This is a genomic window from Collinsella sp. Sow4_D11 (genome assembly GCF_052116465.1).
GTDB lineage: Bacteria > Actinomycetota > Coriobacteriia > Coriobacteriales > Coriobacteriaceae > Collinsella.
Window position 1 is genome coordinate 23,580 of record NZ_JBQKLA010000016.1, and the last position, 18,890, is coordinate 42,469.

At 62.0% G+C, this 18,890-nt stretch carries 12 protein-coding genes; 9 read left to right on the forward strand and 3 right to left on the reverse strand.

Annotated elements, in window-relative coordinates:
- Nucleotides 1–21 precede the first annotated feature (21 nt).
- Nucleotides 22–1,353, forward strand: a complete 1,332-nt coding sequence (gene glmM, locus ACTQ40_RS07585; RefSeq protein ID WP_441563714.1) for a phosphoglucosamine mutase — start codon at nucleotides 22–24, stop codon at nucleotides 1,351–1,353.
- 204 nt (nucleotides 1,354–1,557) lie between these two features.
- Here glmM and ACTQ40_RS07590 read toward each other — a convergent pair whose 3' ends face one another.
- A complete protein-coding gene (locus ACTQ40_RS07590; protein ID WP_441563715.1) occupies nucleotides 1,558–3,132 on the reverse strand; it encodes a carboxypeptidase M32 in 1,575 nt (524 codons plus the stop codon).
- Between the two features lie 505 nt (nucleotides 3,133–3,637).
- Between ACTQ40_RS07590 and pheS the strand changes: the two genes are divergently transcribed.
- From pheS to ACTQ40_RS07620, 6 genes are all read left to right on the forward strand, one after another.
- A complete protein-coding gene (gene pheS, locus ACTQ40_RS07595) occupies nucleotides 3,638–4,714 on the forward strand; it encodes a phenylalanine--tRNA ligase subunit alpha (protein ID WP_154517607.1) in 1,077 nt (358 codons plus the stop codon).
- 181 nt (nucleotides 4,715–4,895) lie between these two features.
- Nucleotides 4,896–7,349, forward strand: coding sequence for a phenylalanine--tRNA ligase subunit beta (gene pheT / locus ACTQ40_RS07600; protein WP_441563717.1), 2,454 nt, complete (start codon nucleotides 4,896–4,898; stop codon nucleotides 7,347–7,349).
- A gap of 246 nt (nucleotides 7,350–7,595) precedes the next feature.
- Nucleotides 7,596–8,681 carry a cobalt transporter CbiM gene (gene cbiM, locus ACTQ40_RS07605; protein ID WP_441563719.1) on the forward strand — a complete coding sequence of 362 codons (1,086 nt, stop codon included), beginning with the start codon at nucleotides 7,596–7,598 and terminating at the stop codon, nucleotides 8,679–8,681.
- Nucleotides 8,659–9,495: an energy-coupling factor transporter transmembrane component T family protein gene (locus ACTQ40_RS07610; RefSeq protein ID WP_441563720.1), complete on the forward strand. Its 837-nt coding sequence runs from the start codon at nucleotides 8,659–8,661 to the stop codon at nucleotides 9,493–9,495. Before cbiM ends, ACTQ40_RS07610 begins: the two co-directional genes overlap by 23 nt.
- 44 nt (nucleotides 9,496–9,539) lie before the next feature.
- Complete coding sequence (locus ACTQ40_RS07615; RefSeq protein ID WP_441048992.1) at nucleotides 9,540–10,310, forward strand: energy-coupling factor ABC transporter ATP-binding protein; 771 nt, start codon at nucleotides 9,540–9,542, stop codon at nucleotides 10,308–10,310.
- 79 nt (nucleotides 10,311–10,389) lie between these two features.
- Complete coding sequence (locus tag ACTQ40_RS07620) at nucleotides 10,390–11,238, forward strand: hypothetical protein (protein ID WP_427795218.1); 849 nt, start codon at nucleotides 10,390–10,392, stop codon at nucleotides 11,236–11,238.
- On the opposite strand, the gene ACTQ40_RS07625 is transcribed toward ACTQ40_RS07620, so the two are convergent.
- Nucleotides 11,235–12,308, reverse strand: a complete 1,074-nt coding sequence (locus ACTQ40_RS07625; RefSeq protein ID WP_441563721.1) for a hypothetical protein — start codon at nucleotides 12,306–12,308, stop codon at nucleotides 11,235–11,237. The genes ACTQ40_RS07620 and ACTQ40_RS07625 overlap by 4 nt on opposite strands.
- Nucleotides 12,309–12,728: 420 nt before the next feature.
- Nucleotides 12,729–14,189, reverse strand: a complete 1,461-nt coding sequence (gene pyk, locus ACTQ40_RS07630) for a pyruvate kinase (protein WP_154517625.1) — start codon at nucleotides 14,187–14,189, stop codon at nucleotides 12,729–12,731.
- 442 nt (nucleotides 14,190–14,631) lie between these two features.
- Between pyk and ACTQ40_RS07635 the strand changes: the two genes are divergently transcribed.
- Nucleotides 14,632–17,313 (forward strand): cation-translocating P-type ATPase, encoded by a 2,682-nt coding sequence (locus ACTQ40_RS07635; RefSeq protein ID WP_441064138.1) that lies wholly within the window; start codon nucleotides 14,632–14,634, stop codon nucleotides 17,311–17,313.
- Between the two features lie 469 nt (nucleotides 17,314–17,782).
- Nucleotides 17,783–18,736: a ribosome small subunit-dependent GTPase A gene (gene rsgA, locus ACTQ40_RS07640; protein ID WP_427795936.1), complete on the forward strand. Its 954-nt coding sequence runs from the start codon at nucleotides 17,783–17,785 to the stop codon at nucleotides 18,734–18,736.
- Nucleotides 18,737–18,890: the final 154 nt, after the last annotated feature.

Sequence of the window (18,890 nt, forward strand, 5' to 3'; positions counted from 1 at the left end):
TGTCTATAGAGAGGACCTCTTATGAAGTACTTTGGCACCGACGGATTTCGCGGCGAGGCCAACGTTGGGCTGACCGTAGAGCATGCGTACAAGATCGGCCGTTTTGTGGGTTGGTATTACGGCGCCAACCGCGAGCGCAAAGCACGCGTGATCGTGGGCAAGGACACGCGTCGCTCGAGCTATATGTTCGAGGCGGCGCTGGTGAGCGGTCTGGTTGCGAGCGGTGCGGACGCATATATGCTGCACGTGATTCCAACGCCGGGCGTGGCGCATCAGACCGTGGAGGGCTGCTTCGATTGCGGCATCATGATCAGTGCGAGCCACAACCCGTTTTGCGATAACGGCATTAAGCTGGTCAACAGCGACGGCTTTAAGATGGACGAGGACGTGCTGGAGCTCATCGAGGACTACATCGATGGCAAGAGCGAGGTGCCGCTGGCCACGGGCAACCACATTGGCGCCACGGTTGACTACATGCAGGGTCGCAACCGCTACATCGCCTCGCTCATTGCAAGCGCGAACTTTTCGCTGCAGGGCGTCAAGATCGGCATCGACTGCGCCAACGGCTCGGCGTCCTCGGTGGCCAAGCCGGTGTTCGACGCGCTGGGCGCCGACGTGCGCGTGATTAACGCCGCGCCCGATGGCTTTAACATCAATGTGGACTGTGGCTCTACGCATATGGAGCGCCTGCAGCGCCATGTGGTGGAGCAAGGCTTGGACGTGGGCTTTGCCTACGACGGCGATGCCGATCGCTGCCTGGCCGTGGACGAGCGCGGCCGCGTGGTCGACGGCGACCAGATTCTGTACGTGTGCGGCGTGTATCTTAACAAGCACGGGCGCCTCTCGGGCGGTACCGTGGTGCCGACGATCGCCAGCAACTTTGGCCTGATTAAGTCGCTGGAGCTTGCCGGCCTGAGTGCCGTGACCAGCGGCGTGGGCGACCGCCACGTGTATGCCAAGATGCGCGAGGGCGGCTACAGCCTGGGTGGCGAGCAGACGGGCCATACGATCTTTGGCGATATCGAGCGTACGGGCGACGGCATAATGACCTCGCTGCGTGTGATGGAAGTGATTCGTGCCGAACGCGAGACGCTTTCGCAGCTCGCGGTGCCGTGTAAGCTGCTGCCGCAGGCGCAGGTTGCCGTACGCGTGGCGGACAAGGATGCTGCGCTGGGCAACATGGGCGTGCAGGCCGCCATTGCCGAGGCCGAGGCGTCGCTGGCGGGCGAGGGCCGCGTGCTCGTGCGCAAGAGCGGAACCGAGTCGGTGATTCGCGTTTTGGCCGAGGCCCCCGACCAAGACGCCGCCGACGCCGCCATGAAGCGCATCGCCGCCGCGCTGGAGGCTCTGTAGTTACGCGGTTTTACCAAACCGCGTAACCGCTCGACGCTACAAACGGCCCAAGCGGCAATCTGGCGTTCAATTTCAAGGGCGCGACCAGAAGGTCAGCGCCCTTTCATTTCACGTCACCTTGCTCGCTTGGGGCCGTTTTCGCTGACGTTGCCAAGACATCGACGTCAACATGGTTGGCGTTGGCGATGGCGTGCTGGTCAATCCTTACAGCTGGTACAGCGTGGTGAACTTGTCCTGCAGGTAGCTGCAGTAGTAGCGGGCATCGAATGCCATACCGCACGCGCCCTTGATGAGCTCCGGCGCGTCCTTGGCGCGGCCCCACTGCCAAATGTGCTCGCCCAGCCAAGCACGGACGGGTGTCAGGTCGCCGCTCGCACAGGCGCCGTTAAGGTCGACACCGTCGCGGCACATGGCCGGCACAAACATGGCATCGTAGGCGCTGCCCAGCGCATACGTGGGGAAGTAGCCAAACGAGCCGCCGCTCCAGTGCGTATCCTGCAGGCAGCCGCGCGTGTCGTCGGGAACAGGAATACCCAGGTACTCGTCCATAAAGCGATTCCAAAGCGCGGGGATGTCCTTTGCCGTGGCCTCGCCGGCAAACAGCATGCGCTCAATCTCGTAGCGCACCATAATATGCAGCGGGTAGGTGAGCTCGTCTGCCTCGGTACGGATCAGCGACGGCTGAGCGATGTTCACGGCGCGGTAGAGCGTGTCCTCGTCCACGTTGCCGTAGACCTCGGGCGCGTGACGGCGCAGCACTTCGAGCAGCGGGCCCATAAAAGCGCGACTGCGGCCTACGGTGTTCTCGAAAAAGCGGCTCTGGCTCTCGTGAATGCCCATGGAGGTGCCGCCCTCCAGACACGTGCGCGCGTAAGCGGGGTTCACGCCCAGCTCGTACATGGCGTGCCCCGCCTCGTGGATGATGCTATAGACGTTGGAGATGCAGTCGTCCTCGTAGATGTGCGTGGCGATGCGCGCATCGCCCACCGAGAAGCCCTCGCTAAACGGGTGCTCGGTAAAGGCGAGCGTGGTGTCGTCCAGGTTAAGGCCGACGAGCTTCATCAGGTCGAAGCTCATGGCGCGCTGGGCGGCCTCGGGCACATGCGCGTGCAAAAAGTCGGCAGTAGGCTGCTGTCCGCGCTCGCCGATGGCGTGAACGAGCGGCACGACGGTGGCCTTGACCTCGTCACAAAACGCATCGAAGCTCTTGGCGGAAAGGCCGCGTTCGTACTGGTCGAGCCAAACATCGTATGGGTCGCGCTTGGGGTCCATGAGCTCGGCCTGATGCTTGAGCTGGGCGACGATTCTATCCACGTAGGGCTCAAAGCTCGCCCAGTCGTTGGCCGTCTTGGCCTTGTGCCACACGGCGTCGGCCTCGCAGGTGAGCCTGGTCCAGGCCTCGGCCTCCTCAGTAGGGATAACGCTTGCCTCGCGCTGGTCGCGGCCGAGCACACGGATCTCGTCGAGCAGCTGTGGGTCGTCGATCTTGCCGCCGGCGACGGTCTCGTGTGCCAGCGAGCCTACAAGCTCGACGGACTTTTTGCTGGTCAGGAGCTTGTGATGTTCGCCGGCAAGGGTGCCCATAGCATCGGCGCGGGCCGCAGCGCCGTTGGCGGGGGCAATCGTCGCGCCATCGAACTCGGCAATCTTGAGCAGGTACTCGCGGGTCCATAGTTTGCCTTCGAGCTTGCGGAGCTTCTTGATGCCCTTGCCCGCCTTGGCGTTCTTAGAGGCCTTGGCCACGGCGGCCTTGGCCTTCTTATCGAGTTTCTTTCCCATACCTATATCCTTGATCTCGCAGACCGGACGCCACGGGTGGGCGTGCGGCCAGTTTGCACAGCTATCTGCCTTGTACCCAGTGCGAACAAAACGGAACGCGGCGATATGCTCGCAGAATGTGTTATCCTATAGCCCAATGCGTTGACGGAGAGGGTTTTGCCCGCCGCGTCGCCGGCAAGAGAGGGAAGGCCATGGGCTGCAAGCCTTCCTGCGGTGGCAAGGGCCAAGCGTTCACTCCCGAGCAGCAACCTCAACGGGCGCGCGGCCAGCGGCGGCGAAGCCCCAGTAGGGAAGCCGTGAGCCTCGCGATAAGGGGCATAGAGTGGGCACGGCGGGCCAGACATCCGCCGGGTCAAACAAGGTGGTACCGCGGAATTCAACCGTCCTTGGGCAATGCACATGCCCGAGGACGGTTTTTTGTTACCGAACCGGGCCGCGTTTTCGCAACGCCAGACGGCGGCAGTCGTCCTGGCGAGCGGGGAACGCGAGAGACGAAAGGGAAGACATGAGTCTGATTGATGATCTGGTCAAACTCGAGGAAGAGGCCAAGGAGCTCGTCGCAGGCGCCGACGACGCCGCCAAGCTCGAGGCTGCGCGCGTTGAGCTGCTCGGCCGCAAGGGTCGTATTACCGGCCTGATGCGCATGATGGGCAAGCTCGCCCCCGAGGATCGCCCCGTGATGGGCAAGCGCGCCAACGAGATGCGCCAGCTGATTGAGGGCATGCTCGACGAGCGCACCACCGAGATGAAGGCCGCCGCCCTCAAGCACGCACTGGAGCACGAGGCCGTCGACATCACGCTGCCGGGCATCCGTCCGCAGATCGGCCATCAGCACCTGATCAAGCAGATTATCGAGGAGGCCGAGGATATCTTTAGCGGTATCGGCTACACCGTCGAGTCCGGTCCCATGGTCGACACCTCCTACTACAACTTCACCGCGCTCAACGCCCCCATGGATCACCCGAGCCGCTCGGCCCGCGACACCTTCTATGTGGTCGACAACAACCCCGGCAGCGTCGCGCACCCCGAGGCGCATGCCCACGGCGAGTCCGACGTGCTGCTGCGCACCCAGACCTCGGGCGTGCAGATTCACACCATGGAGTCGCAGAAGCCGCCCATCTACATGATCTGCCCGGGCACCGTCTACCGTCCCGACACGGCCGACGCCTGTCACCTGCCGCAGTTCAACCAGATCGAGGGCCTGGTCGTCGACGAGGGCATCACCTTTGGCGATCTTAAGGGCACGCTCGACTACTTTGTTAAGTGCATGTTTGGCGAGGACCGCAAGACGCGTTACCGCCCGCATTTCTTCCCCTTCACCGAGCCTTCCTGCGAGGTGGACGTGAGCTGCCACGTCTGCGGCGGCAAGGGCTGCAACTTCTGCAAGCACAGCGGCTGGATCGAGATCTTGGGCTGCGGCATGGTCGACCCCAACGTCCTGATCAACTGCGGCATCGACCCCGAGAAGTACACCGGCTTCGCCTTTGGCATTGGCGCCGAGCGCGTCGCGGCCCTGCGCTACGACCTGCCCGACCTCAGAACGCTCATGACAGGCGATATGCGTTTCCTGAATCAGTTTTAAGTTGACCTGTCCCGGCGGCTTCCCGAGCCACCGCACCTTGCCCCTCAAACCGTCGCTTGCGTACCCAAGTACGCGGCGCTCCTCTTTCGGGGCAATCTGCGGCACCTCGGAAACCCGTCTCCGTAGCTGGAGTTTTCCGTCTGTTTATTGCAGACGTTACAGATGAAAGGAGACCAGTTAGATGCGTGTTTCTTACGACTGGCTCAAGACCATGATCGATATTCCGGAGGATCCCAAGACCCTTTCGGACGAATATATCCGTACCGGCACCGAGGTCGAGGCGATCGACACCGTGGGCGAGTCCTTCGACCACGTGGTGACCGCCAAGGTGCTTACCAAGACCCCGCACCCCGATAGCGACCATATGTATGTGTGCTCGGTCGACGTGGGTGACAAGAACCTCGACGCCGACGGCAATCCCGCCCCGCTGCAGATCGTCTGCGGCGCGCAGAACTTTGAGGCCGGCGACCACATCGTCACGGCAATGATCGGCGCCGTGCTTCCCGGTGACGTCAAGATCAAGAAGAGCAAGCTTCGCGGCGTCGTGTCCATGGGCATGAACTGCTCCGCGCGCGAGCTCGGCCTGGGTGGCGACCACTCCGGCATCATGATCCTGCCCGAGAATACGCCCTGCGGCATGCCGTTTGCCGAGTATGTGGGCTCGAGTGATACCGTGCTCGACTGCGAGATCACGCCCAACCGCCCCGACTGCCTGTCTATGATCGGCATGGCCCGTGAGACCGGTGCCATTTTCGATCGCGATTTCCACGTTGAGCTGCCCGCCATCAAGGCGGAGACCGGCCGCGCGACCGACGACGAGCTTTCGGTCGAGATCGCCGACGAGGGCCTGTGCGACCGCTATGTCGCCCGCATCGTGCGCAACGTGAAGGTCGGCCCCTCGCCCGACTGGATGGTCAAGCGCCTTAACGCCCTGGGCGTGCGTCCGCACAACAACATCGTCGACATCACCAACTATGTGATGATGCTCACCGGTCAGCCGCTGCACGCTTTTGACCTGGACACCTTTGCCGAGCGCGATGGCAGGCGTCGCGTGGTGGTTCGCGCCGCCCAGCAGGATGAGAAGTTCACGACGCTCGACGGCGAGGAGCGCACGCTCGATGCCGGCATGGGCCTTATCACCGACGGCGAGCGCCCCGTGGCGCTGGCCGGCGTTATGGGCGGCATGGATTCCGAGATCGAGGACGACACCGTCGACGTGATGGTCGAGAGCGCCTGCTTCGACGCCGGTCGCACCTCGCACACCAGCCGCGACCTGTCGCTGATCTCCGACGCCTCCATCCGCTTTGAGCGCCAGGTCGATGAGACCGGCTGCGTGGATGTGGCCAATGTTGCCTGCGCGCTCATCGAGGAGATCGCCGGCGGCGAGGTCGCTCCCGGCTACGTGGATGTGTTCCCCGCGCCCAAGACCATCGACAGCATCAAGCTGCGCCTGGCCCGCGTGCACGCCATCTGCGGCGCCGATATCGAGCCCGATTTTATCGAGCGCTCGCTCACCCGCCTGGGCTGCACCGTCGAGCGCGACGGCGAGGACTTTATGGTTACCCCGCCGAGTTTCCGCCCCGACCTGCCGCGCGAAATCGACCTGATCGAGGAGGTCCTGCGCCTGTGGGGCATGGGCCGCGTGACGGCGACCATCCCGGCTGCCAAGAACCACATCGGTGGCCTGACCCGCGAGCAGAAGCTTACCCGCAAGGTCGGCGAGATCCTGCGCGCCTGCGGCCTCAACGAGACCACGACCTTTGGCTTTGCCGCGCCGGGCGACCTGGAGAAGATCGGCATGTCCACCGAGGGCCGCGGCTGCCCCGTGGTACTTATGAACCCGCTGGTGGCCGAGCAGACCGAGATGCGCCGCTCGCTGCTGCCGGGCCTGCTGCAGTCTGTGGCCTATAACGAGGCCCATGGCACGCCCAACGTGCACCTGTACGAGGTCGGCAGCCTGTTCCACGGCCGCGAGAACGCCAGCCTGCCCAAGGAGACCAAGTCCGTGGCGGGCGTGCTCTCGGGCCAGTGGAGCGAGCAGTCCTGGAACATGAAGTACCGCAAGCTGCGTTTCTTCTTTGGCAAGGGCATTGTCGAGGAGCTGCTCGCCCAGCTGCGCATCGAGAAGGTTCGCTTCCGTCCCGTCGAGGGCGAGGGCTATGCCTTCTTGCAGCCGGGCCGTGCCGCCGAGGTTCTGTCTGGCGGCACCGTGCTGGGCTGGGTCGGCGAGATCCACCCCGAGGCGCGCGAGGCCATGGGCATCGACGAGGTTGTCGTTGCCTTTGAGCTCGACCTGGACAAGCTGATCAAGGGCGCCCGCAACCAGGAGAACTACCGCGAGTTCTCGCAGTACCCGGCTGTTGAGCACGATCTTGCTATCGTGGTCGACAACTCCGTGACTTGCGAGGACCTTGAGCGCCGCATTACCAGCGCCGGCGGCAAGCTGCTCGAGGGTGTGCGTCTGTTCGACGTCTACCGCGATCCGGTCCGCGTGGGCGTGGGCAAGAAGTCCATGGCCTTTGCGCTTACGTATCGCTCCGACGACCACACGCTTACCAGCGAAGAGGTCGAAAAAGCGCACCAGAAGATCGTCACCAAGGTGTGCAAGGGCGTAAACGGCGAGGTCCGCGGCTAGGTCCTGCACTGGGGTATGGGTCAGCGGTGGCTGCTGCCGAGCCTTACGTGACTGCTATCCTCGGTATAAGGCACTGCTGAGCCTGCATATATGACACGCGCATTGCATAACGGCGTGCTGCTTTGTCGGCAGTGCGCCGTTTTGCTATGATAGACAGCGGCGTGTTACGAATCTGACAATACGTAACACTGGCAAGGTGATTTAAGCGGCGTTGTAATTCTGTGCGCCGATAACCGGGAGGCGTACATGCACATTCCAGATAATTATCTGTCCCCGCAGACCGATGCCGTCATGGCAGTGGTGATGGTCCCTGTGTGGGTTCACTGCATCAAAAAGGTGCGCGCCACGCTCGACCGCGAGCATATGGCGTTTCTGGGTATCTGCGCCGCGTTCTCCTTCTTGCTCATGATGTTCAATGTGCCGCTGCCCGGCGGTACCACGGGTCACGCCGTCGGCGGTGCGCTCATCGCGCTGCTGCTGGGCCCGGAGGCCGCGGCCATCGCGGTTTCGGTCGCGCTGGCGCTGCAGGCGCTGCTGTTTGGCGACGGCGGCATCCTGTCCTTTGGCGCCAACTGCTTTAACATGGCCTTCGTGCTGCCGTTTGCCGCCGCTATCGTGTTCCGTGCGCTCAACAGCCGTTTGCACGACAAGAGCTGGGGCACCTCGGTTTCGGCCGTCGTAAGCGGTTGGGTCGGCCTGTGCCTGGCGGCCCTGTGCACGGCGATCGAGTTTGGTATTCAGCCGATGTTCTTTACCAACGCTTCGGGCGCTCCGCTGTACTGCCCCTTCCCGCTCTCTATTGCCATTCCGGCCATGATGATTCCGCACATGTTGGTAGCCGGCGTGGTCGAGGGCGTGGCGACGGCCGCCATCTACGGTTTCATTAAGAAGACGGCGCCGAGCGTTATCGTCGGGCCCGAGGCCGCCGATGGCCAGCTTGCTGCCGAGGGCGCTGCTGCCAAGAAGACCTCGCTGGTCCCCACGCTCATCCTGGTCGCCGTGCTTGTCGTGGCCACGCCGCTCGGCTTGCTTGCCACGGGTGACGCCTGGGGCGAGTGGGACGCCGATGGCGCCGCGACCGCCGTTCAGGAGGCTGGTGACGACAGTCTGCAGACTTCGGTCGGTCTCGATACCCCGACCTTTGCCGATGCCCTGCCCACGGGCGATTATCTGCAGGCCTATTCCGAGGAGCAGGTCCTTGGCTTTGCCGGCCAGGCCGCGATGTATATTCTTTCGGGCGTGATTGGCGTGGCGGTGCTCACCATCGCCTTTCGCCTAGTCTCGCTAACGGTCAAGGAAAGCGGAGCCCATGGCGACGGTCGAGCTGCCTAGCTGGCTTGCGGCCGAGCAGCGTTATGAGCCCGCGGGGGCTCGGCATCGTGTGATGCAAAAGAATGTCCTGCACCTGGCGAGCCTGCTTGAGCGGGTTCGTCTAGGCGGCGGCGCACATAAGGGCGGGTCGATTATCGACCGCGCCCTTTCTTCCGTTTCGGCGCCAGTGCGTTTGGTGGGGATGTTCGTCTGCGTCCTGTGCGTATGCCTGACGCAGAGCCCGCTGTACTTGATGCTGATGACAGCGATCGCGTTGGTGCTCGTTGCGGTGCGCCCCGTACGCGGGCTGCGCGCGACCTTTGTGCCGGCGTTGGCTGCAGCGGGGTTTGCCGTGGTTTTGGCGCTGCCGGCCCTGCTGCTGGGTGCTTCTGCCACGGGCGCCATGCTCAAGATTGCGCTCAAGACCTTTGTTAATGTGTCATTGGTGTTGGGCGTTTCGTGGACGCTTACCTGGAGTCGCATGTCGGCGGCGCTTAAGATGCTGCACCTGCCCGACGAGGTTATCTTTACGTTTGATATGGCGCTCAAACACATCGAGGTGCTGGGACGCACGGCGCACGACCTGTGCGAATCGGTCATGCTTCGCAGTGTGGGCCGCGCGCCTGCAGGATTTTCGCGTACCGATTCGATCGCGGGTATCATGGGCATGACCTTTATCAAGGCGATGGAATGCAGCCGCGCGATGGACGAGGCTATGCTTTGCCGCGGTTTTGCCGGCGCATATCCGGCGCCTGCACGGAACGGATTTGGCTGGCACGACGCGGTCTATGCGGCCGTTGTGGTGCTGCTCGCCGTGTTGTGCGCGGTGCTGTAGCGCGGGCGGTCAAGCCGTCGATGTGAATAGGGAAGGGCGACGTTTTGGCAAACGATACAAATGGTGCGATGGGTGCGAGCGGTGCTGCCGGCGCCAAGGCCACGCCGCTCATCGAGTTTCGCAACGTGGTGTTTTCCTATGCGGGCCATACGGTGGTCGATAGCGTGTCGCTGCAGGTTAATCGCGGTGAGCTGGTTGCGCTGCTTGGACCCAACGGCTGCGGCAAGACGACGATCATGCGGCTTATCAACGGGCTTGAGCTTGCGGATGCGGGTACGTACCTGTTTGATGGACATGTGGTCGATGCGGCATATCTCAAGGATTCCGCGACGGCCCAGCGGTTCCATCAGCACGTGGGCTTCGTGTTCCAAAACGCCGATGCACAGCTCTTTTGCGCCACGGTCGGCGAGGAGGTCGCGTTTGGCCCGGCTCAAATGGGGCTTTCGGCGGACGAGCTTGGGCGCCGCGTCCGTGATGCCATGGAGCTGTTTCAGGTTGCCGATCTGGTCGATGCCTCGCCCTATCAGCTTTCGGGCGGGCAAAAGAAGCGTGTGGCGCTGGCTGCCGTCGTGTCGATGAACCCCGATATTCTGGTGCTCGACGAGCCTACCAACGGACTTGACGAGGACTCTTGCGACATCGTGGTCAACTTTCTACTGGCCTATGTTGCTGCCGGTAAGACGGTCTTGATGAGCACGCATCATCAGGATTTAGTACGACGTCTTGGGGCCCGTGCGATTTATATCGATCGATATCACCACGTGGTCGAGGCTCCCGTGCCGTCATATGGAACCGAAAACGGTGCAGCAGAATAGTTGCCGCATAGTGGGGTTGCGGCCGCGCACGTGACTTGCTGCGAATGGTATAGTTATCCGGGTTTTTACGGGGGTAGCTATGCCAAGCTGGAATATTCATATCGCTCAGACGGAACGACTTCTGGCGCGTGCCGGCGCGCTTGCCGATAACGTGCGCGACCGCAATGCCTTTTTGTTTGGCAGCGTGGTTCCGGACATTTTTGTGGGGTACATGGTTCCCGGTATTGCCGACCCCATCCCGTATCGCATCACGCACTTTGCCAAGCCCGAGCCCATTCCTAAGCCACGCGAGCATGAGTTTTGGGACACCTATGTGGCGCCTTTGCTTAAAGGTGCGCCGGCGGGTGCGCCGGCTGCAGCGACCTCGATTGTCGAAGAGCGTGAAAGGCTCAATCGGGTGCACTATCCGCAGCGCTACAAAGACGCCGAGCCGGTTGACGGCCCCGGCGCCGCCGAGTTTTCGCTTGCGCCCGATGACGTAGCGCAGTCGCTGCTCGATTTGACGCTGGGCGTTTGGTCGCATCTGGTGGCCGATACCGTGTGGAACACGCGCGTGAACCAATATCTCGAGGCGCGCGGCGGCAAGCCGTGCGAGGAGTTCCGCATTAAGAAGCAGGGAGACTTTGACTGGTTTGGCAAGACGCTCGGCATCGTTTCTATCCCGCGTGCGACCGATCGCCTCTATACCGCGGCGGCCCAGTTTGGTCAGTATTCGATTCCACAAGAGTATGTGCTCAAGACCATTGGCGTTATGCACGAGATTGTGCGCGAAAACCCCGGCGATCCGGATCATCCGCCGTACCGTCTGCTGACCGAAGAGTTCTTTGACGCAACGTTTACCGAGGTCGTTGAGCTAACCGAGGCGGGTTTTGCCGCCCGCGTTGCCGCTTCTGACGTCCCCGCAGTTCCTCTGATCGCTAGCTGCTAGCCGGCTGACTTCGCGGTGAACAGTTCATCCCAATCGACCAATAGCTCCCGCCGAAGGGTTTCTGCGGCAGTGAGTTCCAGCTTAGATTTTGGAACGTAAGGGAGCCCCGCCTTTTTATGAATTAGCTCGGCGATGCTGTTAAAGCTCTTCGTGTCCTTGATTTGATCATAGGTTATCTGGATAGCGTCATAGCCCATGCTTGTAAGGGCGGTGGTGCGCTCGGCATCGGAGAGGCTCGCGGCTTCGCTGTCATGGGCGGAGCGGCCTTGGCATTCCAGAATGACGCCCATGCTGTCGGTGCTGCTCTCTATGAGGATATCGGCGTAGCAGCAGGTTTTGTCATACAGTGAGCGCGCGGCGTCGCTGAGTGGGATGCGCACGTTGTTTGCGATATTGATGCCCATGCCGCCCTCGTTGCGGGGGAGCGAGACAAGCATGGAGGTCTGTACTTCGAAGGGCGAGGCGGTCTGTCCCGTCATGTGCTCGGCCGCCCAGCGCAGTTGTTTAACGCCGCGCAGGCCTGCGGCCTGCTTGGCGAACGCGGCGATATCCGCTGCGGAAAGAAGCGGCGTGCGCTTCCACAAGTTGGTGTCATTGCCCTTGGTGTCGACAACACGTTTCCAACCACAGTCGGGCGGAATGAGCTTAAGCGAAATTGCTTCATCGAGCTGCTGCTGCGCCCGTTTACAAGGCGTGAACACTGCAAAGGAGCCGCACATCTCGTAGCAAGCCATGAGTAACTGGTTGCGTGAGACCTGCGTAGCAAGGTTGAGCAGCGTAAACTCGGGCGACGTGACATCAAATCCATGCTCAGTCTGCCTAAACGACCCAGGAGGCGGCTCTTGGGTTAGCAGACGGCTATGAAATAGCTTTCCGTTCGCGCGCTGTTTTCTTTCGCCCACGAATCTCCAGACTGGTGTGCCGAGCAAGTCTTTAAATACTGGTTGTTTTGAGTAATGCACCAAGCGATGGTCATGGTCGGGCGGCAGGATTGCCGGATAGAGTCCCAGTATCTGGGGCGGTATGCGATAGTACTGAAAAGCCGTGGGTCCGCAGGCAAGAAATGACATAGCGATCCGATCGTTTGAGCGTAGTTTGGGCTAGAAAAGCTATCGGTTTCGGAAGTGCGGGGAAAAAGACAAACAGGTCAACCACAAGCGGTATTTAAGCCAACTTTATCAGGGGTTTTGTTGAAATAAAAGGGCTTGTGCTCGGGGGTAGGCAATTTTTCCCCGCACTTCCGAAAACGTGGTCGATTTAGACCTTGCTAAAACGATTTATCAGCCCTGTGTGAGGTGTGGGTTTGCCACCGGGCGAACACTTTTAGCGCTTGGGCTTTATTTTTTGGGCCTCGGAGGGCGGATCTCGCGCTTTTGGTAAAGAAATGGGTGCGTGTCATGCCGTGCGGTAGGCATCGGCGCACAGAAAAAGGGCCCGGAAGGCGAAGCCTTCCGGGCCCTTTTTAATGCAAATGTGCTTGCAAGTGCGATTTAGCGCACCTGAGCGACGTAGGCGACGTTGGTCGAGGAGACCTTGTCCTCAAGCTGGACGCTCATGCGGGGATCGCCGGCGGTAGCGACGGTCAAATCGCCGGTCTCGACGTAGCCGAGCTCCTTAGCGGTCTCGATCGCCTTGACGATCGTGCCGTTGACGGTGCCCTGGGTAATCTCGGCCTTGTGCGGGATAACGCCCCAGTACATGATCATCTGCTGGACGGCCCACTCGTGGCGGGAGAACGCGCAGATCGGCATGTTGGGACGGAAGTGCGAGATCAGGCGAGCGGTACGGCCGGTGGTCGTCGGCACGGTGATGCACTTGGCGCCAACGGTGGTGGCCATGTTCACAGCGGACATACCCACAACGTTGTTGACGACGCGGGTGCCGTGAGCATCGGCCGGAACCTCGAGCGGAGCGTGAGCCGGGAGGTACTTCTCGGTCTCGAGAGCGATGCTGGCCTGCATCTTGACGGCCTCGACCGGGTACTTACCGGCAGCGGACTCGCCGGACAGCATGACGGCGTCGGTACCGTCGTAAATGGCGTTAGCAACGTCGGCAACCTCGGCGCGCGTCGGGCGCGGGTTCTGCTGCATGGAGTCGAGCATCTGCGTAGCGGTGATAACGGGCTTGTAGGCCGCGTTGCACTTGGCGATGATCTCCTTCTGGATGTGCGGAACGAGCTCGGGCTTGATCTCGATGCCCAGGTCGCCACGGGCGACCATGATGCCGTCGGAAGCCTCGAGGATCTCATCGAAGTTCTCGACGCCCAGGGCGCACTCGATCTTCGGGAAGATCGTCACGTGCTCGCCGCCGTTCTCGCGGCAAAGCTCGCGGATGCCGCGGACAGACTCGCCGTCACGGATGAAGGAAGCGGCGATGTAGTCGATGTTCTCGGTCAGGCCAAAGAGGATGTCCTGACGATCGCGCTCGGTGATGGCGGGCAGCGAGATGTTGACGTTGGGCATGTTGACGCCCTTGCGCTCGCCGATCAGGCCGTCGTTCTTGACGACGCAGGTCATGTCCTGGCCGTCGACGGACTCGACCTCGAGAGCAACCAGGCCGTCATCGATCAGGATGAGGGAGCCCTTCTCGACCTCGGAGGGCAGAGCCAGGTAGTCGAGGGAGATGTGCTCAGCGGTGCCGTGGAAATCCTCGGACGTGGGCTGAGCGGTGACGACGATCTTGTCGCCGGTCTTGACGGCAACCTTCTTGCCGTCGACCAGAAGACCGGTGCGGACCTCGGGGCCCTTGGTGTCGAGCAGGATGCCGACGGGCATACCGAGCTCCTTGGAAATACGACGGACGCGCTCGATGCGACCGTGGTGCTCGTCGTAGGAGCCGTGCGAGAAGTTAAAACGGGCGACGTTCATGCCCGCCTTGATCATCTCGCGGATGGTCTCGTCGCTATCGCAGGCGGGACCCATGGTGCATACAATCTTAGTGCGCTTGTACATTCAGACCTCCATCTGACATCGTCTTGCGCTGATAGATAAACCATAAGAAATAAAACTGAGTTGATTATAACGAAATACCGGCCGAATACCCCAAAAAATCGACCGTATGCCGAATTAGAAGTTCATTTTTTACGGGAAAAACGGTATATGAAAAAACTTTACCAACCGCTCTAACCGCTGCTATCTGGGCGATATTTTAGTTTGGCGACGCGCCTAAGAAAAAACGTTTTATCAGTATTGAGCATCACACGGTCCGCATCGTTGCATACGGACCATATTTCCAAATGGATTGTTTTGGCTAGACGCGTCGCTTTGGGGTACCATAGCTCCACTATCAACTGCCGCTCAGCACGGCAGCCTTGATGAGCCCTTGCCCTTCTCCTGGGAATTATGATCGGGCATCAATCTGCTGAGTGGCCCGAATCCCAGGAGGGGACTCTATATGCAAAAGGAATACCTGTCCGCCGCGGCGGAGGTGCTCAGCGACCAAGGTGTCGATGAGAACCTCGGCCTGAGCAACGACGAGGCGTCGTCGCGCCTCGCCAAGACAGGCCCTAACAAGCTTGAGGAAGCCGAGAAGACGCCGCTGTGGAAGCGTTTCTTTGAGCAGATGGCCGACCCCATGGTCATCATGTTGATCGTTGCCGCCGTTATCAGCGCGCTCACGGGCATGGTTAAGGGCGAGGCGGACTTTGCCGATGTCGCCATCATCATGTTCGTCGTTATCGTCAACTCGGTGCTGGGCGTGGTCCAGGAAGCCAAGAGCGAGGAGGCCCTCGAGGCCCTTCAGGAGATGAGCGCGGCGCAGTCCAAGGTTCTACGCGACGGCAAACTCGTGCACCTGCCGAGCGCCGAGCTCGTACCCGGCGACGTGATCATGCTCGAGGCGGGCGACTCCGTCCCGGCCGACTGCCGCGTGCTCGAGAGCGCCACGATGAAGATCGAAGAGGCCGCGCTCACCGGCGAGTCCGTGCCGGTCGAGAAGCACGCCAACGTGATCGAGCTTGCCGCGGGCACCGATGACGTGCCGCTCGGCGACCGCAAGAACATGTGCTACATGGGCTCCACCGTTGTGTACGGCCGTGGCCGCGCCGTCGTGGTCGGCACCGGCATGGATACCGAGATGGGCAAGATCGCCGGTGCCCTGGCCGAGGCCAAGGAAGAGCTCACACCGCTGCAGGTGAAGCTCGCCGAGCTCAGCCGTATCCTCACCATTATGGTGATCGTCATCTGCGTCGTGATCTTTGGCGTCGACATCGTCCGCCACGGCGTGGGCAACGTCCTTACCGACCCGACTGCCCTGCTCGACACCTTTATGGTCGCCGTCTCGCTCGCCGTCGCTGCCATCCCCGAGGGCCTGGTCGCCGTCGTGACCATCGTGCTGTCGCTTGGCGTGACCAAGATGGCCAAGCGCCAGGCAATTATCCGCAAGCTCTCTGCCGTCGAGACTCTCGGCTGCACGCAGACCATCTGCTCCGACAAGACCGGTACCCTTACCCAAAACAAGATGACAGTCGTCAAGCACGAGCTCGCTGCGCCTAAGGAGAAGTTCCTGGCAGGCATGGCGCTGTGCTCCGATGCCCAGTGGGACGAGGAACTGGGTGAGGCCGTGGGCGAGCCGACCGAGTGCGCGCTCGTCAACGATGCCGGAAAGGCGGGCCTCACTGGTCTGACTGCCGAGCACCCGCGCGTGGGCGAGGCCCCGTTTGACTCGGGCCGCAAGATGATGTCCGTGGTCGTTGAGACCCTGGACGGCGAGTACGAGCAATACACCAAGGGCGCGCCCGACGTGGTGATCGGCCTGTGCACCCACATCTACGAGGGCGATAAGGTCGTCCCCCTGACCGAGGAGCGTCGTGCCGAGCTCGTGGCCGCCAACAAGGCCATGGCCGACGAGGCCCTGCGCGTGCTGGCGCTGGCAAGCCGCACCTACACCGAGGTCCCAAGCGACTGCAGCCCCGCCGCGCTCGAGCACGACCTGGTCTTCTGCGGCCTGTCCGGCATGATTGACCCGGTCCGCCCCGAGGTCGCCGACGCCATCCGCGAGGCCCACGATGCCGGTATCCGCACCGTCATGATCACGGGCGACCACATCGACACCGCCGTGGCCATTGCCAAGCAGCTGGGTATCGTCACCGATCGCAGCCATGCCATCACCGGTGCCGACCTCGATCGCATGAGCGACGAGGAGCTCGACGCGCACATCGAGGACTACGGCGTGTACGCCCGCGTCCAGCCCGAGCACAAGACCCGTATCGTCGAGGCTTGGAAGTCGCGCGACCAGATCGTGGCCATGACGGGCGACGGCGTCAACGACGCCCCGTCCATCAAGCGTGCCGACATCGGCGTTGGCATGGGCATCACCGGTACCGACGTTACCAAGAACGTCGCCGACATGGTGCTTGCCGACGACAACTTCGCCACCATCATCGGTGCCTGCGAAGAGGGTCGCCGCATCTACGACAACATCCGCAAGGTCATCCAGTTCCTGCTTTCGGCCAACCTTGCCGAGGTGTTCTCGGTGTTTATCGCCACGCTCATCGGCTTTACCATCTTCCAGCCGGTGCAGCTGCTGTGGGTGAACCTGGTCACCGACTGCTTCCCCGCGCTCGCGCTGGGCATGGAGGATGCCGAGGGCGACATCATGAGGCGCAAGCCGCGCAACGCCAAGGACGGTGTCTTTGCCGGCAATATGGGCCTGGACTGCGTGGTCCAGGGCTTGATCATTGCCGCGCTGGTGCTGGCGAGCTTCTTTGTGGGCGTGTACTTTGACATGGGCTACATCCACATCTCCGATATGATCGCCGGCGTCGCCGACGAGGAAGGCGTGATGATGGCCTTCATCACGCTCAACATGGTCGAGATCTTCCACTGCTTTAACATGCGCAGCCGTCGCACGTCGCTGTTTAAGATGAAGAAGCAGAACAAGTGGCTGTGGGCCTCTGCCGCGCTGGCGCTGGTGCTGACGGTGATCGTAACCGTGCAGCCGACGCTTGCCGAGATGTTCTTTGGCCCCGTGACGCTTGAGCTCAAGGGCGTTATCGCCGCGCTGGGCCTTGCCTTCCTGATCATTCCGCTGATGGAGATCTACAAGGCGATCATGCGCGCGGTCGAGAAGGAGTAGGTCGAAAGGCCATCCTTCCCACCGGCCCGACCGCCTGCGGGGTTTCTTCTTCGCTGGTCCTCGCGCTTCGCGCTGCGGGATCGCTCAGAAGAAACCCCTCTCGGCGGTCGGGCCTTCGGATGGCCTCTCGGGACCATTGGCTGAGGGAAAGCATGTGAGCTGGTCGGGCTTTGCCCGGCCAGCTCTTTTTGATTTAAAATACCTGCTCAGTTGTGATTTGTGGTGCTGGGAGGCGCTTGTGGGCAAGGCTAGGGCTAAGGCGAAGAAAAAGACGACGGGGGCGCGAGCCAAGCGTGATCGTCGTCGGAAGCTTGCGACCGAAGCCCCCGCGTCTGCCGAGGAGCTGCTGGCGAGCGTGCCGGGACTCGATGCGCTGCAGGATGTTCCGGCGTTTGGCGATCTGCCGGTCGCCGCGGCTCAGCAGGCAGCATTTGACGATTTTTGCGCCCAAGCCGAGGAGCCCGAGCAGATGCAACTGGGCGCCGTGGTGCGCTTAGATCGCGGGTTTCCGCTGGTGGCGACGGCCGACGATACCTTTCGTGCCGAGCATGCCGTGGGGTTTGCCAAGTCGCGCGGCGAGGACGAGGTGCTGCTGCCGGCTGTGGGCGACCGTGTGGCGGTGCGTCGTGCACCCGGGCACGATATGGGCGTAATCGAATGCGTCCTGCCGCGACGCACGAGTTTTGAGCGTTGGCGTGGCCGCGCCCGCGGCGAGCGTCAGGTGCTTTGTTCCAACGTGGATAGCGTGCTGATCGTGCAGGCACTTGGCGCCGGCGAAGTGCTGCTCGACCGCGTGGCGCGCTCGCTGGTGTTGGCGCTCGACTGCGATGCCGAGCCGGTGGTGGTGCTTACCAAGGCCGACCGCTGCGAGGCCGCGGAACTCGAGCGCGATCTGGATCGCGTGCGCCGTCTGGTGGGCCCGGACGTGCGCGTGATCGTGACGTCCTCTGCCGAAGGCCGTGGTTTGGATGAGGTGCGCGCCTGTGTGCCGGCGGGAACGTGCGCCATGATCCTGGGTGAGTCGGGGGCCGGAAAGTCGACGCTGCTCAATGCGCTGCTGGGCCACGATGCGCTGGCTACCGGTGGCGTGCGCGAGCGCGACGACCAAGGCCGCCATACCACGGTCGCGCGCGTGATGGTGGCGCTGCCGGGCGACGCCGGCGTCATTGCCGACGCTCCGGGCCTGCGCAGTTTGCCACTCGTTGGTCACGAGCGGGGCCTGGCGCGTGCCTTCCCCGAGATCGTCGAGGCGTCGCGTGCGTGTCGGTTTGGCGACTGCACGCATACCCACGAACCGGGCTGCGCCGTTCGCGAGGCCGCCGATGCCGGGCAGATCGATGGCCTGCGCCTGGAAACGTTCCAAAACTTGGCGTCATCCATGCGTGTGAGTGCCCAAATGCTCGATCCCGATGTCCATCTGTAATTGAATTTATCTATGACAGCCGTCTTCCAACTGTGCGGGAGGCGGCTTTTTTACTGCCGATGCACCCTTAAATGAGCGTTTTGCCGACGCACTGACCAAAACCTTGCCGCGGGCTTGACGGGTTGGTCAGCTCTTGGCTGGTAATTGGTTTGAC

Excerpts from the sequence above, each read along its gene's own strand:
- pheT (WP_441563717.1), top strand. The coding sequence starts at position 4,896 with ATGCGTGTTTCTTACGACTGGCTCAAGACCATGATCGATATTCCGGAG.
- cbiM (WP_441563719.1), top strand. The coding sequence starts at position 7,596 with ATGCACATTCCAGATAATTATCTGTCCCCGCAGACCGATGCCGTCATG.
- ACTQ40_RS07610 (WP_441563720.1), top strand. The coding sequence starts at position 8,659 with ATGGCGACGGTCGAGCTGCCTAGCTGGCTTGCGGCCGAGCAGCGTTAT.
- ACTQ40_RS07625 (WP_441563721.1), bottom strand. The coding sequence starts at position 12,308 with ATGTCATTTCTTGCCTGCGGACCCACGGCTTTTCAGTACTATCGCATA.
- glmM (WP_441563714.1), top strand. The coding sequence starts at position 22 with ATGAAGTACTTTGGCACCGACGGATTTCGCGGCGAGGCCAACGTTGGG.
- ACTQ40_RS07590 (WP_441563715.1), bottom strand. The coding sequence starts at position 3,132 with ATGGGAAAGAAACTCGATAAGAAGGCCAAGGCCGCCGTGGCCAAGGCC.
- ACTQ40_RS07635 (WP_441064138.1), top strand. The coding sequence starts at position 14,632 with ATGCAAAAGGAATACCTGTCCGCCGCGGCGGAGGTGCTCAGCGACCAA.
- ACTQ40_RS07620 (WP_427795218.1), top strand. The coding sequence starts at position 10,390 with ATGCCAAGCTGGAATATTCATATCGCTCAGACGGAACGACTTCTGGCG.
- pheS (WP_154517607.1), top strand. The coding sequence starts at position 3,638 with ATGAGTCTGATTGATGATCTGGTCAAACTCGAGGAAGAGGCCAAGGAG.
- rsgA (WP_427795936.1), top strand. The coding sequence starts at position 17,783 with ATGCAACTGGGCGCCGTGGTGCGCTTAGATCGCGGGTTTCCGCTGGTG.
- pyk (WP_154517625.1), bottom strand. The coding sequence starts at position 14,189 with ATGTACAAGCGCACTAAGATTGTATGCACCATGGGTCCCGCCTGCGAT.